Raw genomic sequence first — 14,395 nt, forward strand, 5'->3', positions numbered from 1 at the left:
GGCCCGCAGGGGCGAGCGCCGTGCGAGCGCGTGGCTAGGCTGCCATCGTGACGGTGCCGGCGACCCGCCGGGCACCCGTGTGACCCGTCAGGTGACCACCGTGACGTCACTCGCCACTCACCCGGACATCACCTGGCATGGTGATCGATCGACAGGAGCGACAGGTGAAGAGAGCAGTTCAGCTCACCGCCATCGCCGGTGTCGCGGCGCTCGCGCTCGCGGCCTGCGCGGAGGCGCCCGAGGAGGAGCCCGGCGGCAACGGCGGCGAGACCACCGCGACCACCGACTTCCAGCCGTGCATCGTCTCGGACCAGGGCGGCTTCGACGACAAGAGCTTCAACCAGCTCAGCTTCGAGGGGGCGAAGCAGGCCGCCGACGAGCTCGGGGCGGACCTCATCGACGTGCAGTCGCAGTCGGAGTCCGACTTCAAGCCCAACATGGAGTCGCTCGTCGGGCAGAACTGCGACGCGATCGTCTCCGTCGGCTTCGCGCTGTCTGCCACGACCATCGAGTCGGCGAAGGCGAACCCGGAGACCCACTACATCATCGTCGACGACGCGGCTGACGCCGACTTCGACGGCGAGACCGACGCGGAGAACATCAAGCCCCTGCTGTACGACACGGCGCAGGCGGCGTTCCTCGCCGGGTACCTGTCGGCAGGCTACTCGGAGTCGGGCAAGGTCGGCACCTTCGGCGGGCAGCCGTTCCCGACCGTGACGATCTTCATGGACGGCTTCAAGCAGGGCGTCGAGTACTACAACGAGACCAAGGACGCCGACGTCGAGGTCGTCGGGTACTCCGGTGGCGAGGACGGCGCCTTCACGGGTGGCTTCGAGGCCAACCAGACGGCGAAGACGACCGCGCAGAACATCATCGACCAGGGCGTCGACGTGCTGCTCCCGGTCGGCGGGCCGATCTACCAGTCCGCGATCGCCGCGATCAAGGACTCGGGGCGCGACATCGCCCTCATCGGCGTCGACGCGGACTTCTACGAGACCGACCCGTCGACCCAGCCGTACGTGCTCACCTCCATCCTCAAGAAGATGGACGTGTCCACCCACGACGCGGTGCTGGCGGCCGGCGAGGGCAACTTCGACCCGACCCCGTACGTCGGCACGCTGGAGAACGACGGCGTCGGCCTCGCGCCGCTGCACGAGTTCGAGGACAAGGTGGACCCCGCGCTGATGACCGAGGTGGAGAAGCTCGAGGAGCAGATCATCTCCGGCGAGGTCGAGGTCACCTCGTACCTCGAGGGCCAGGAGTGAGTCGGTGGTGACGGGCACGCACGTCGCGTGACCATCCTGCGCGGGCCCCGCGGCTGCGGGGCCCGCGCACGTGCCAGGAGGGCGGAGCATGGGGCTCGAGCTGCGAGGGATCACGAAGCGCTTCGGCGCGCTCGTGGCGAACGACCACATCGACCTGGTGGTGGAGCCGGGCGAGATCCACTGCCTGCTGGGCGAGAACGGCGCGGGGAAGTCCACGCTGATGAACGTCCTGTACGGCCTGTACGAGGCCGACGAGGGCGAGATCCTGCTGGACGACGTCGTCCAGCGGTTCGACGGCCCCGGCGACGCGATGGCCGCGGGCATCGGCATGGTGCACCAGCACTTCATGCTCGTGCCGGTGTTCACCGTCGCGGAGAACGTGATGCTCGGCCACGAGTCCACCCGGGGCCCGGGCGTGCTGGACCTCGACGCCGCGCGGACCAAGGTGCGGGAGATCTCGGCGCGGTTCGGCTTCCAGGTGGACCCGGACGCCGTCGTCGAGGACCTCCCCGTCGGGGTGCAGCAGCGCGTCGAGATCATCAAGGCGCTGAGCCGCGACGCCGACGTGCTCGTCTTCGACGAGCCGACCGCGGTGCTCACCCCCCAGGAGACCGACGAGCTCATGGGGATCATGCGGCAGCTGCGCGACGACGGCACCGCCATCGTCTTCATCACGCACAAGCTGCGGGAGGTCCGCGAGGTGGCGGACCGGATCACCGTGGTGCGGCACGGCAAGGTCGTCGGCGAGGCCAGCCCCACGGCGTCCGACGCCGAGCTCGCGTCGCTGATGGTGGGCCGGGCCGTGGAGCTCACGGTCCGCAAGGAGGCGCCGCACCTGCGGGACAACGCCCTCGAGGTGGCCGGGCTGCAGGTCGTGGACCCCGACGGGCACGTCGTCGTCGACGACGTGAGCTTCACCGTCCGCGGCGGGGAGGTCCTGGCCGTCGCCGGGGTCCAGGGCAACGGGCAGACCGAGCTGTCCGAGGCGCTGCTCGGCCTGCAGGACGACGTCGCCGGCAGCGTCCGGCTCGACGGGGTCGAGCTGGTGGGGCGCACCGTGCGGCAGGTGCTCGACGCGGGCGTCGGCTTCGTGCCCGAGGACCGCAGCACCGACGGCCTCGTGGGCGAGTTCTCCATCGCGGAGAACCTCATCCTCGACCGCACCGACGGCCCGCCCTTCGTGCGGGCCGGGTCGGTCCAGCCGGGGCTCCGCGACCGGTTCGCCCGCGAGAAGGTGGCCGAGTACGACGTGCGCACGCAGGGCATCGACCTCGCGGTCGGCCGGCTGTCGGGCGGCAACCAGCAGAAGGTCGTCCTGGCGCGCGAGCTGTCGCGTGACCTGCGGCTGCTGGTGGCGGCGCAGCCGACCCGTGGCGTCGACGTCGGGTCGATCGAGTTCATCCACAAGCAGATCGTCGCCACCCGCGACGCGGGCGTGCCCGTGGTCGTGGTCTCGACCGAGCTGGACGAGGCGGCGGCGCTCGCCGACCGGATCATGGTCATGTACCGCGGGGCCGTCGTCGGCATCGTGCCGGCGGACACCCCCCGCGACGTGCTGGGCCTGATGATGGCCGGCATCCCGCCCGAGAGCGAAGGAGACGCCGCGTGAGCGCGCAGGGCACGGGCAACCCGGAGGACGGCGGCGGCGCCGAGCCCTCCGAGGACCGCCTGGAGGAGGCGCTCGAGCACGTGGACCCGGCCGCCGAGCCGGGCGTGGTCGAGGAGATCGAGCAGGAGCGGGCCCGCGAGGGCGTCGCCGAGGCGCCCCCCGCGCCCGACGAGCGCTGGCGGGAGGCGTTCCGCCGCATCGTCTCGGGCGGCTGGGCCGTCGGGCTCGGGGCGATGGTGCTCGCGGTCCTGGCCGGGTCGCTGATGATCGTCGTCACCGACGAGAACGTCCAGGCGGCCGCGCAGTACTTCTTCTCCCGGCCGGGCGACACCCTCGCGGCGGTCGGGACCGCTGTCGGCGGCGCCTACTCGGCGATGTTCCAGGGTGCCGTGTACAACTTCGGCGCGGACTCGTTCGCGCAGGGCATCCGGCCGCTCACCCAGACGCTCACGAACGCGACGCCGCTCATCGCGGCGGGCCTCGGCATCGCGCTGGCCTTCCGCGCGGGCCTGCTGAACATCGGTGGCCAGGGCCAGATCCTCATGGCCGCCACGGCCGCGGGCTGGATCGGCTTCGGCGTCACCGGGGTGCCGTTCCCGCTGCACCTGCTGCTCGCGCTGGTGGGCGGCATCCTCGCCGGCGCCCTGTGGGCCGGGATCGCCGGCCTGCTGAAGGCACGCACCGGCGCGCACGAGGTGATCGTCACGATCATGCTCAACTACGTCGCCTACTACCTGCTGTCGTACTTCCTGGCGACGCCGGGGCTCATGCAGGCGCCCGGGTCCGCGAACCCGAAGACGCCGCCGATGCAGGAGTCCGCGATCCTGCCGCCGCTGCTCGGTGACCGGTACCCGCTGCACTGGGGCTTCGTGCTCGCGCTGGTCGCGGTCGTCGTCGTGTGGTGGCTGCTCAACCGGTCGGCCGTCGGGTTCTCCTACCGCGCGGTGGGGGAGAACCCGCGCGCCGCGCGCGTCGCGGGCATCGACGTCTCGCGCGCCACGGTCTCGGTGATGCTGGTCGCCGGTGCCCTCGTCGGGCTCGCGGGCGTCACCCAGGTGCTGGGGACCGTCACCACGGGCTTCGGCGCGGACATCGACGCCGGCATCGGCTTCGACGCGATCACCGTCGCCCTGCTGGGCGGGTCCAGCCCGGTCGGCGTGCTGGGCGCGGGCATCCTGTTCGGCGCGTTCAAGGCCGGTGGTTCGGCGATGCAGGCCGCCGAGGGCATCCCCATCGAGATCGTGCTCGTGGTCCAGTCCCTCATCGTGCTGTTCATCGCGGCGCCGCCGCTGGTGCGGGCGATCTTCCGCCTGCCCCAGCCCGGCCCGCGCCAGAAGCGACCGCCGAGGCGCCGCGGCGCCGGCGGCGCGACGACCGCGACCGCGGAGGTGTCGGCATGAGCGCGACGACCGTCGACGGAGCCCCCGCCACCGTGCCGGAGCGGCCGGAGCGCGGCCGCACCGTGTCCACGGTGACCTGGAAGGCGTCGATCGCGCTCGCCGTCGTGCTGGCGCTGTACGCCCTGCTCCTGCTGCTCGCCCCGCACGAGGGGGACGCGCGGTTCGCGCTGTCCACGGCGGGGGACTTCTTCCAGCTCCCCGTGTACGTGGTGCCGGGGCTGGGGACGGCCTGGCTCTGCGGCGCGGTCGCCCTCGTGATGCTCGTCGTGTCGGTCCTCGCGACCCGCGCGCGGCGCCGGACCCCGCTGTGGGCGACGGCGGTCTTCGCCGTCTTCCTGCTGGTGGGCTTCCTGGCCTGGGCGGCGGCGGGCAGCCCGCGCGACCTGTCGGTGGTGGGCCTGCTGGGCGGGGCGGTCGTGCTCGCCGTGCCGCTGGTGTACGGGTCCCTCAGCGGTGTCATCGGCGAGCGCGCCGGCATCATCAACATCGCGATCGAGAGCCAGCTGCTCGCCGGCGCCTTCACCGCCGCGGTGGTCGGCTCCCTCACGCACAGCCCGTGGGCCGGCCTCGTCGCCGCGATGGCCGCCGCCGCGCTCGTCGCGCTGGTGCTCGCCGTCTTCACCATCACCTACCGGGTGAACCAGATCATCGTCGGTGTGGTGCTCAACGTGCTGGTCATCGGGCTGACGAGCTTCTTCTACTCGCTGGTCCTGGTCCCCAACACCGAGACGCTCAACACGACGGTGCGCTTCGAGCGCATCCCGATCCCGTTCCTCGAGCGGATCCCCGTGATCGGGCCGGTGCTCTTCGACCAGACGATCGTCGTGTACCTGATGTTCCTCGTGGTGCCGGCGGTGTGGTTCGCCCTCTTCCGCACGCGCTGGGGCCTGCGGCTCCGGGCCGTCGGCGAGCACCCGCGGGCCGCGGACACGGTCGGCATCGACGTGCTGCGCACGCGGTACCGGGCGCTGCTGATCGCCGGCGCGGTCGGCGGCATGGGCGGCGCGTTCTACACGGTGGTGTCGATCAACCAGTTCAACCGGGAGATGACCGCGGGCGCGGGCTTCATCGCGCTGGCCGCGATGATCTTCGGCAAGTGGAACCCCGTGCGTGCGGCGCTCGCGGGGCTGCTGTTCGGCTTCGCGACGAACCTGCAGAACGTCCTCGCGGTCGTCGGGTCGCCGGTGCCGAGCCAGTTCATGCTCATGCTCCCGTACCTGGTGACGCTGTTCGCCGTCGCCGGTCTCGTCGGGCGGTCGCGGCCGCCCGCGGCGCTGGCCACGCCGTACACCAAGGAGTAGCCGGATGGACCAGCGGGACGTTGTCGACTGGGTGGCGCTGCGCGCGGCCGCGGCCGATGCCGCCACCCGCGCCTACGCGCCGTACTCGGGCTTTCCCGTGGGTGCGGCCGGGCTGGTCGACGACGGCCGCGTCGTGGTGGGCTGCAACGTGGAGAACGCCGCGTACGGCGTGACGCTGTGCGCGGAGTGCGGCCTGGTCTCCGACCTGGTCGCCGGCGGCGGGGGCCGCCTGGTCGCGTTCACGTGCGTGGACGGCGACGGGGGGCGGCTCATGCCGTGCGGCCGCTGCCGCCAGCTGTTGTGGGAGCACGGCGGGCCGGGCCTGCTGGTGGACTCGCCGCGGGGCGCGGTGCCGATGACCGAGGTGCTGCCCGACGCGTTCGGTGCGCACGACCTCGACCGGGTGCGCGGCCGGGGCGCGGAGGAGGAGTGAGCATGCCGCACGAGCCGTTCGACGCCGTCGACGTGATCCGGGCCAAGCGGGACGGGCTGGCCCTGTCGGACGCGCAGGTCGACTGGGTGGTGGACGCCTACACCCGCGGGGTGGTGGCCGAGGAGCAGATGTCGGCGCTGACGATGGCAGTCCTGCTGAACGGGATGAGCCGCGTCGAGATCGCCCGCTGGACCGGCGCGATGATCGCCTCCGGCGAGCGGATGGACTTCTCCGGGCTGTCGCGGCCGACGGCGGACAAGCACTCGACCGGCGGCGTCGGCGACAAGATCACGCTGCCGCTCGCGCCGCTCGTGGCGTCGTTCGGTGTCGCGGTCCCGCAGCTCTCGGGGCGCGGGCTCGGGCACACGGGCGGGACGCTGGACAAGCTCGAGTCGATCCCGGGCTGGCGCGCGGCGCTGACGAACGACGAGCTCATGGCGCAGCTGGAGGACGTCGGCGCCGTGGTCTGTGCGGCCGGTGCCGGGCTGGCCCCGGCCGACCGGAAGCTGTACGCGCTGCGGGACGTCACGGGCACCGTCGAGTCGGTGCCGCTGATCGCGAGCTCGATCATGAGCAAGAAGATCGCGGAGGGCACGGGCGCCCTGGTCCTCGACGTCAAGGTCGGCTCCGGCGCGTTCATGAAGGACCTGGCCACGGCGCGCGAGCTGGCACGCACGATGGTGGACCTGGGCATGGACGCCGGGGTGCGCACCGTCGCGCTCCTCACAGGCATGGCGACGCCCCTGGGGCGTACTGCCGGCAACGCCCTCGAGGTGCGCGAGTCGCTGGAGGTGCTCGCCGGCGGCGGGCCCGACGACGTCGTCGACCTCACGGTCGCGCTCGCGGTGGAGATGCTCGCCGGGGCGGGGCGCCCGACGCCGGAGGCCGAGGTGCGGGCCGCGCTCGCCGACGGACGCGCCGCGGCGACGTGGCGGCGCATGATCGCCGCCCAGGGCGGCGACCCGGACGCGCCGCTGCCGGTGGCGCGCGAGCGGCTGGACGTCGTGGCCGACCGGTCGGGCGTGCTCGCGCGCCTGGACGCCTTCGCGGTGGGCGTCGCGGCGTGGCGGCTGGGCGCCGGGCGGTCCCGGCGTGACGAGGCGGTGCAGGCGGGCGCCGGCGTCGAGATCCACGTGCGTCCCGGCGAGCCGGTGGAGGCGGGCCGCCCCCTGCTGACCCTGCACACCGACACCCCCGAGCGGTTCGACCGCGCGCGGGCGGCGCTCGACGGCGCGTGGGACGTCGCGGACGACGCCGGCGCCGTGGACGCGGCCCCGCTCGTGCTCGACCGCCTCGGCTGAGACGGAGACGCAGCGGAGGGTGGGGGCCGCGCGTCGTCAGACCCTGGTGGCCGTACAACGGCACGAGAGCCTGACGACTCACGTGGCGCGGGGATGCCGCCGGGGCCACGATGGTTCCACGTGATCGCCCGACCGGAAGGAGCCCATGATGAGCACGCTTCCTGACGACGCCTGGCGCGACGCCGGGCTGGAGGACCCGGACGGCACGAACCTCGTCGAGGAGGTGCGGGACGCGCCGGACGCGGACGACGAGCGGCCGGAGGAGTACCGGCCCGGGACGGCCCGCCCGGACCTCGAGGGCGCGGCGGCGGAGGCCGACGTCGTGGAGCAGTCCCAGGTGGTGCCCGGCCTCGACGAGCCGGCCGACGGGGCGGACGACGAGGCGGGCGGGGACGATGCCGGCGGTGGGGACGACGGCCGGTAGGTTGGCCCCATGACGCAAGCCCTCGTCGATCTCATCCCCGACCTGCCCAAGGTCCTGCTGCACGACCATCTCGACGGCGGCCTGCGACCGGCCACCGTGCTCGAGCTCGCGGCGGAGGTGGGGCACGAGCTGCCCGCCGCCGACGCGGAGGCCCTGGCCACCTGGTTCGCCGAGTCGGCGGACTCCGGGTCGCTGGAGCGGTACCTCGAGACGTTCGACCACACGATCGCGGTCATGCAGACTCCGGAGGCGCTGGCCCGGGTCGCCCGCGAGGCGGTGCTCGACCTCGCCGCGGACGGCGTCGTGTACGCGGAGCAGCGCTGGGCGCCGGAGCAGCACCTGCGCCGCGGCATGACGCTGCCGGAGACGGTGGAGGCCGTGCAGGCGGGCATCGACGAGGGCATCCGCGAGGCGGCGGCGCACGGCCGGATCATCCGCGTGGGCCAGCTCGTCACGGCGATGCGGCACACGGACCGGTGGCAGGAGGTCGCCGAGCTCGCCGTCGCCTACCGGGACGCCGGCGTGGTCGGCTTCGACATCGCGGGCCCCGAGGACGGCTTCCCGCCGGACCGGCATGCGGGGGTGTGGCGGTTCCTGGCCGAGGAGAACTTCCCGACGACGATCCACGCGGGGGAGGCCGCGGGCCTCGACTCGATCGCGCAGGCCGTGCACCTCGGGCAGGCGGACCGGATCGGCCACGGCGTGCGGATCGCGGACGACATCACGTTCGGCACGGGCGACGGCGGCGAACGGACCGCGGAGCTCGGGCCGCTCGCGCACTGGGTGCGCGACCACCAGGTCACCCTCGAGGTGTGCCCGGTCTCCAACCTGCAGACCGGTGCGGCGGAGTCGATCGCGACCCATCCGATCACGCGTCTCAAGGAGCTCGACTTCGCGGTCACGCTCAACACCGACAACCGGCTGATGTCGCGCACGTCGATGACGCACGAGATGACGCGGCTGGTCACGGAGGCCGGCTGGACGATCGACGACCTGGCCGACGTGACGATGACGGCGGCGTGGAGCGCCTTCGTGCACCACGACGAGCGCCGCGAGCTCGTCGACCAGGTGATCCTGCCCGGCTACCAGCGGCTCGAGGGGGCCCAGCGATGACCGACGAGCGCACCGGGCACCCGATCCCGACGACGGCCGCGGAGCTCGCGCGGTACGTCGACCACACGCTGCTCAAGCCGGAGGCGACGGCGGCCGACGTCACGGCGCTGGTCGAGGAGGGCGCGCGGCTCGGCGTGTTCTCCGTGTGCGTGTCGCCGACGTTCGTCGCGCACGCCGTCGAGGCTGCTGCGGGCCGCCTCGCGGTCGCAACCGTGTGCGGTTTCCCGTCCGGCAAGCACGCGAGCGACATCAAGGCGGCGGAGGCGGCCCGGTCGGTCGTCGACGGCGCCGACGAGGTCGACATGGTGATCGACGTCGGTGCCGCGCGTGCGGGCGGCTTCGACCTCGTGCAGGCGGACGTGGCGGCTGTGCGCGCGGCCGTCCCGGGCGACAAGGTGCTCAAGGTCATCATCGAGTCGGCGGCCCTGGACGACGAGCAGGTGGTCGCGGTGTGCCGCGCCGCCGAGGCGGCGGGCGCCGACTTCGTGAAGACGTCCACGGGCTTCCACCCGGCGGGCGGCGCGTCCGTCCACGCGGTCGGCCTGATGTCCGCCACGGTCGGCGGACGCCTCGGCGTCAAGGCCTCGGGCGGGGTGCGGACCCTGGACGACGCGCTCGCGATGGTCGCCGCCGGCGCGACCCGGCTCGGCCTGTCGGGGACGGCGGGGGTGCTGGCAGGATTCGCCGAGGACGGCGGCCCGCGGCCCGCGGCGGACTCCGGCTACTGAGGGCGACCCGGTGGGTGAGGTGATCGTCGAGGTCGACTCCGCCACCCGCACCCACGGCACCGTCGAGGTGCTCGGACCGACCTCGCTGCGGCTCGCCCCCGGCGAGGCGCGCGCGGTGGTGGGGCCGAACGGCAGCGGCAAGTCGACGCTGCTGCGGCTCGTCGCGGGCAAGGACGCGCCGACGTCCGGCCGGGTCGAGGTGCTGGGTCTGCCGGCCGTCGAGGCGCGCCGTCGCCGGCGCGCGGACGTGGCGCTGCTGCTGGGCGGCCTGGCGGCCTACCCGGACCTCACGGTGGCCGAGCACCTGCGGCTCGTGTCGTCGGCGTGGGCGGGCCGCCACCGGGGCCCGGGCGTGGACGAGGCGCTCGCCGACGCCGAGCTGACGCGGGTGCGCGACCAGCTGCCCGGTGAGCTGTCGTCGGGGGAGTCGCAGATGTTCGCGCTGGTCACGACGCTGTACCGGCCGTCGCGGCTGGTGCTCCTCGACGAGCCCGAGCAGCGGCTGGACGCCCGCTGGCGCGCCGCGGCGCGGCGCATGGTCGCCAGGGCCGCGGACGCGGGACGCACGGTGCTGGTGGCGACGCACGACCCGGACCTGCGCGCCGACCTGGCTCGCCGCGGCGGCGAGGTCGAGCTCGCGGCCCCCGGCGCGCGATGACGGCCCGCGGCCCGGAGCGTGCCGGGACGGCCGCGCCCGACCGGGGTGCCGGCACCGACGACGGCACGCGGGTGCCGTACCGGCGCTGGAGGCGCTGGGTGCGCTCGCTGCGGCGGCGCGCCGTGCTGGCCCGCGCGGCGGAGTCCGGCGCCGACCCGCACGACCGGGTGTACCTGGTCTACGGCGTGGTGCTGCTCGGCCTCGTGTACGGGCCGATGCTCTGGTCGGCGGTCGCGGGTGCCGGCACGCTGCTGGCCGGCCTGCCCGCGTCGCGGCACGGTGCGGCGCTCGCCGCGGTCGCGGTGCTCGGAACGGCCGCCGCCTGTGCGGGCGGGCTGGTCGCGGCCCGCGCGGGCGGGCCGGTGTGGGTGAGCCCGCCCGAGGCGACGTTCGTCCTCGCCGGGCAGTTCCGCGTCCGGGAGGTGCTCTGGCGGCGCGCCGTGGCGCTGGCGGCGGGGGCCGCGGCCGCCGGGGCGTTCGTCGTGACGGCGGTCGCGCACGGTGCCGGGGCGCCGCCGGGGCTGGTCGGGGTCTGGGGCGCCGGTGCGGCGGTGCTCGCCCAGGTGCCGCTCGCCGTGGGGGCGGCGGCGCAGACGGCCCGCGGGCGGTTCGACGTGGACGCCGCGGCCGCAGGGTTCCGGCGGTCGGCGACCGCGGGCGTCGGGCTGCTCGGTGGGGACTCGGGTGCCGTGGCCGGGGTGCTCGGGCCGCAGGTCCACGCCGGACGGCGGGCGACGCTCCCGCGCGCCCTGCTGCGGCGTGCGCCGGTCGCCGCCCGGGACCTGCTCGGTCTGCGCCGCCGGCCCGCCGCGGCCGCGTGGTCGGTCGTGGCCGGGGTGCTCGGCGCCGTCCTGGTGGTACTGGGCGCGGTCGCGGGGCCGCTCGCGACGGTCGCCGGGGCGTGCGTGCTGTACGGCGCGGCCGCCACGTGGTGCGCCGGGCTGCGCGCGATGGCGGCCCAGCCGGAGCCCGGGGCGCTGCTGCCCGGCTCGGTGCCGCGGGTGATCGCCGCCCACGCCGTCGTGCCGGGGCTGGTGGCGCTGGCGGTCACGGCGCTCGCCGCGGCGGCGACGGCGGCGCTCGGCCCGTCGGCGTGGTCCGTGGCGGTGCCGGTGGTGGCCGTGCTCGTGGTGGTGCTGGCGGCGCGCCTGTGGGTCGCGGGCGCGACGGCGGCGCCGCCAGGACTCTTCACGCCGATGATGACCCCGGCCGGCGACGCGTCGATGCTCGTCCTCGGGGCCTGGTACGTCCGCGGCTGGCTGGTGGTGACCGGCGCGGCGTGGCTGATGCACCGGACGGGCGGTGACGGGACGGCCGCGTCGCCGGGGGCGGTCGTGGTGGCGCTGCTGGTGGCCGCCTGGCTCGTGTCCGCGGGGGTGCGCCGGTTCGTGCGGGCGTGATCCGGGGTCTTGCCAGGCCGCACCCTCAGTAGGTTAGGCTCACCTCACGATGAGTGACACCTCCGCAGCATCTCCCGCACGCAAGAGCTCCCCTCCGCGGCACGCGACTGTCACGGCCGTCCGCCGCCTCACCCCGCACATGGTGCGGGTGACGATCGCCGGGCCCGACCTGGCGGCGGCCGATGTCACCGGCTGCACGGACCGCTACGTCAAGCTCGTGCTGGGCGAGCCGCCCGTCGAGGGCGCGCGCCCCGTGGTGCGCACGTACACGATCCGCGCGGCGCGGGGCGGCGAGTGGGACATCGACCTCGTGGTGCACGGCGACGAGGGCCTCGGCGGCCCCTGGGCCGCGCGCGCCGCGGTGGGCGACCCCGTGACGATCCTCGGCCCGGGCGGGACCTACGCCCCCGACCCGCTGGCGCCCTGGCACCTGCTCGTCGGCGACGAGTCCGCGCTGCCCGCCGTCGCCGCCGCCGTCGAATCGCTGCCCGCCGGCGCCGTCGCGCACGTGTACCTCGAGGTGGGCTCCGCCGCCGAGGAGCAGGAGCTGGCCTCCGCCGCGGAGCTGCACGTCACGTGGGTGCACCGTGCGGACGTCGGCGCCCGGGACCTGCCCGCCGTCGTCGCCGACGCGCACGCCGCCGGCCGCCTGCCCGCGGGCGTGCCGCACGCCTTCCTGCACGGGGAGGCGTCCTGCGTCCGCGACCTGCGGCGCTGGGCCCGCGCGGAGCTCGCCGTCCCGCGGGAGCGGCTGTCCGCGTCCGGGTACTGGCGTCGCGGGCACGACGACGAGGCGTGGCGCGCCGTGAAGCGCGACTGGGTGGCCGCCGTCGAGCAGGACGACGCCGCCCTCGACGGGACGCTCGTCACCGCCTGAGGGCCCCGCCTGCGGGCCGTCCCGGCCTCAGAGGCCGAGCGCGGCGCGCATGTCCGCCGCGACCCGGTCCAGGCGCCCCCGCGCCGCGACGCGGAGCCGCCCCACCTCGTACGAGGTCGCGTCGGGGGTGACCGGCTCGACCACCTCGAGGTAGCACTTCACCTTCGGCTCGGTGCCGCTCGGGCGCACGACCACGCGGGTGTCGTCGGCGGCGAGCAGCACCACCCCGTCGGTGGGCGGCAGCCCGTCGACGCCGTCCGCCAGGTCGAGCACCTCCGCGACACCGGCGCCCCCGAGCGTCCGCGGCGGCGCCGACCGCAGGCGGGACATGGTCGCGCCGATCCGCGCGAGGTCGGCGAACCGGCCGGAGACCTGGTCGGTGAGGAACAGCCCGTTCTCCCGGGCGACGTCGTCGAGGGCGTCGGTCAGCGACCGTCCCTCGGCCTTGAGCCGGTCGGCGAGCTGGGCCATCACCACCGCCGCGCTGATGCCGTCCTTGTCCCGCACGTGGTCGGGGTCGACGCAGTAGCCCAGCGCCTCCTCGTACCCGAAGACGAGGCCAGGCGTGCGGGCGATCCACTTGAAACCCGTGAGCGTGGTCGCGTGCCCGGCCCCGTGGTGCGCCGCGATCGACGACAGCACGCGGGACGACACCACCGACGACGCCAGCACCGGGCGCGCGCCGTCGCCGCCCGCCGGCGGGCGGCCGCCGAGCCCGTGCGAGACGATCTCCCGGCCGAGCAGGGCGCCGACCTCGTCGCCGTGCAGCATCCGCCACCCGTGCGAGCGGGCCGTCTCGGCGCCCTGGTACGTCCCGACTGTCTCGTCGCGCACCGCCACGGCGCACCGGTCGGCGTCGGGGTCGTTGGCGATCACGAGGTCGGCGCCCACGTCGGACGCCAGCCCCAGCGCCATGTCGATCGCCCCCGTCTCCTCGGGGTTCGGGAACCGCACCGTGGGGAAGTCGGGGTCCGGGTCGAGCTGCTCCTCGACCGGGACGACGTCCGTGAACCCGGCGTCGGACAGCGCCCGCGCGAGGACCCGGCCACCCACCCCGTGCAGCGACGTGGTGACGAGCCGCAGGGTGCGGGGCCGACCGTCCGACAGGGCGCGCACGCTCTCCAGGTACGCGAGCGGGACCTCCCGGTCCAGCACCGTCCAGCCCGAGTCGGCCCGCGGGACCTCGGACGCCGGCCCCACGGCCGCGATGCGCGCGGCGATCCCGGCGTCGTGCGGCGGGACGATCTGCACCCCCTGGCCGGCGTCCGTGACGACCCGCCCGCCCAGGTACACCTTGTAGCCGTTGTCCGCGGCCGGGTTGTGGCTCGCCGTGACCATGACGCCCGCGTCCGCGGCCAGGTGGCGCACCGCGAAGGCGAGCACCGGCGTCGGCAGCGCCGACGGCAGCAGCAGGGCCTCGACCCCGGCGGCGACGAGGACCCCCGCGGTGTCCGTCGCGAAGTCCGCCGACCGGCGCCGGGCGTCGTAGCCGATGACGACGCGCGGCGTGGCACGCCGCCCCAGCGTCTCGGTGAGGTACGCGGCCAGGCCCGCGGCGGCACGCACCACCACGGCCCGGTTCATGCGGTTCGGGCCGGCGGCCATCGCCCCGCGGAGCCCCGCCGTGCCGAACTGCAGGCTGCCCGTGAACCGGTCGCGCAGCTCGGCCTCGGCCGCCCGCCGGGCCCCCGGCCTGCCGGACGCCACGGCCTGGGTGAGCTCGGCCAGCTCCGCGCGGTCGTCCTCGTCGACGTCGTGCCGCATCCACGTCTCGGCCCGGTCCAGCAGCAGGTCCAGCGGCATCCCCGCGCCGCGGTCGCCGCCCGTCGGGTCGAACGCCGGGTCGTCGGTGTCGAGGCTCGTCATGGCCTCCGCTCCTTCGCGCA

Annotated in this window: 13 protein-coding genes; 12 read left to right on the top strand and 1 reads right to left on the bottom strand. The window is 75.1% G+C overall.

Going from position 1 to position 14,395, the window contains the following annotated elements; translation table 11 throughout:
- Window positions 1–164 precede the first annotated feature (164 nt).
- The 12 genes from EYB28_RS07665 to EYB28_RS07720 all read left to right on the top strand — a co-directional run bounded on the left by EYB28_RS07665 (window position 165) and on the right by EYB28_RS07720 (window position 12,509).
- A complete protein-coding gene (locus EYB28_RS07665) occupies window positions 165–1,265 on the top strand; it encodes a BMP family protein (protein WP_166846282.1) in 1,101 nt (366 codons plus the stop codon).
- 88 nt (window positions 1,266–1,353) lie between these two features.
- Window positions 1,354–2,874, top strand: coding sequence for an ABC transporter ATP-binding protein (locus EYB28_RS07670; protein ID WP_166846285.1), 1,521 nt, complete (start codon window positions 1,354–1,356; stop codon window positions 2,872–2,874).
- Window positions 2,871–4,274 (top strand): ABC transporter permease, encoded by a 1,404-nt coding sequence (locus tag EYB28_RS07675; protein WP_370459453.1) that lies wholly within the window; start codon window positions 2,871–2,873, stop codon window positions 4,272–4,274. The genes EYB28_RS07670 and EYB28_RS07675 overlap by 4 nt, the downstream gene beginning before the upstream one ends.
- Complete coding sequence (locus tag EYB28_RS07680; protein ID WP_166846289.1) at window positions 4,271–5,575, top strand: ABC transporter permease; 1,305 nt, start codon at window positions 4,271–4,273, stop codon at window positions 5,573–5,575. The genes EYB28_RS07675 and EYB28_RS07680 overlap by 4 nt, the downstream gene beginning before the upstream one ends.
- 4 nt (window positions 5,576–5,579) lie before the next feature.
- Window positions 5,580–6,008, top strand: coding sequence for a cytidine deaminase (locus tag EYB28_RS07685; RefSeq protein WP_166846292.1), 429 nt, complete (start codon window positions 5,580–5,582; stop codon window positions 6,006–6,008).
- A 2-nt stretch (window positions 6,009–6,010) separates the two neighbouring features.
- A complete protein-coding gene (locus tag EYB28_RS07690) occupies window positions 6,011–7,309 on the top strand; it encodes a thymidine phosphorylase (RefSeq protein ID WP_166846295.1) in 1,299 nt (432 codons plus the stop codon).
- A 148-nt stretch (window positions 7,310–7,457) separates the two neighbouring features.
- Window positions 7,458–7,733 carry a hypothetical protein gene (locus EYB28_RS07695; RefSeq protein WP_166846298.1) on the top strand — a complete coding sequence of 92 codons (276 nt, stop codon included), beginning with the start codon at window positions 7,458–7,460 and terminating at the stop codon, window positions 7,731–7,733.
- Between the two features lie 9 nt (window positions 7,734–7,742).
- Window positions 7,743–8,846: an adenosine deaminase gene (locus EYB28_RS07700; protein WP_166846302.1), complete on the top strand. Its 1,104-nt coding sequence runs from the start codon at window positions 7,743–7,745 to the stop codon at window positions 8,844–8,846.
- Window positions 8,843–9,574 (top strand): deoxyribose-phosphate aldolase, encoded by a 732-nt coding sequence (deoC, locus tag EYB28_RS07705; protein WP_166846305.1) that lies wholly within the window; start codon window positions 8,843–8,845, stop codon window positions 9,572–9,574. Before EYB28_RS07700 ends, deoC begins: the two co-directional genes overlap by 4 nt.
- A gap of 10 nt (window positions 9,575–9,584) precedes the next feature.
- Entirely contained in the window at window positions 9,585–10,232 is a 648-nt protein-coding gene (locus tag EYB28_RS07710; RefSeq protein ID WP_166846308.1) for an ATP-binding cassette domain-containing protein, read from the top strand.
- Entirely contained in the window at window positions 10,229–11,632 is a 1,404-nt protein-coding gene (locus tag EYB28_RS07715; RefSeq protein ID WP_166846311.1) for a hypothetical protein, read from the top strand. The genes EYB28_RS07710 and EYB28_RS07715 overlap by 4 nt, the downstream gene beginning before the upstream one ends.
- A 49-nt stretch (window positions 11,633–11,681) precedes the next feature.
- Complete coding sequence (locus EYB28_RS07720; protein WP_166846314.1) at window positions 11,682–12,509, top strand: siderophore-interacting protein; 828 nt, start codon at window positions 11,682–11,684, stop codon at window positions 12,507–12,509.
- A gap of 27 nt (window positions 12,510–12,536) precedes the next feature.
- Here EYB28_RS07720 and EYB28_RS07725 read toward each other — a convergent pair whose 3' ends face one another.
- Window positions 12,537–14,375, bottom strand: coding sequence for a phospho-sugar mutase (locus EYB28_RS07725; protein ID WP_166846316.1), 1,839 nt, complete (start codon window positions 14,373–14,375; stop codon window positions 12,537–12,539).
- Between the last annotated feature and the right edge of the window lie 20 nt (window positions 14,376–14,395).

Origin of the sequence: Isoptericola sp. BMS4, from assembly GCF_011634835.1 — a bacterium.
Classification (GTDB): domain Bacteria; phylum Actinomycetota; class Actinomycetes; order Actinomycetales; family Cellulomonadaceae; genus Isoptericola.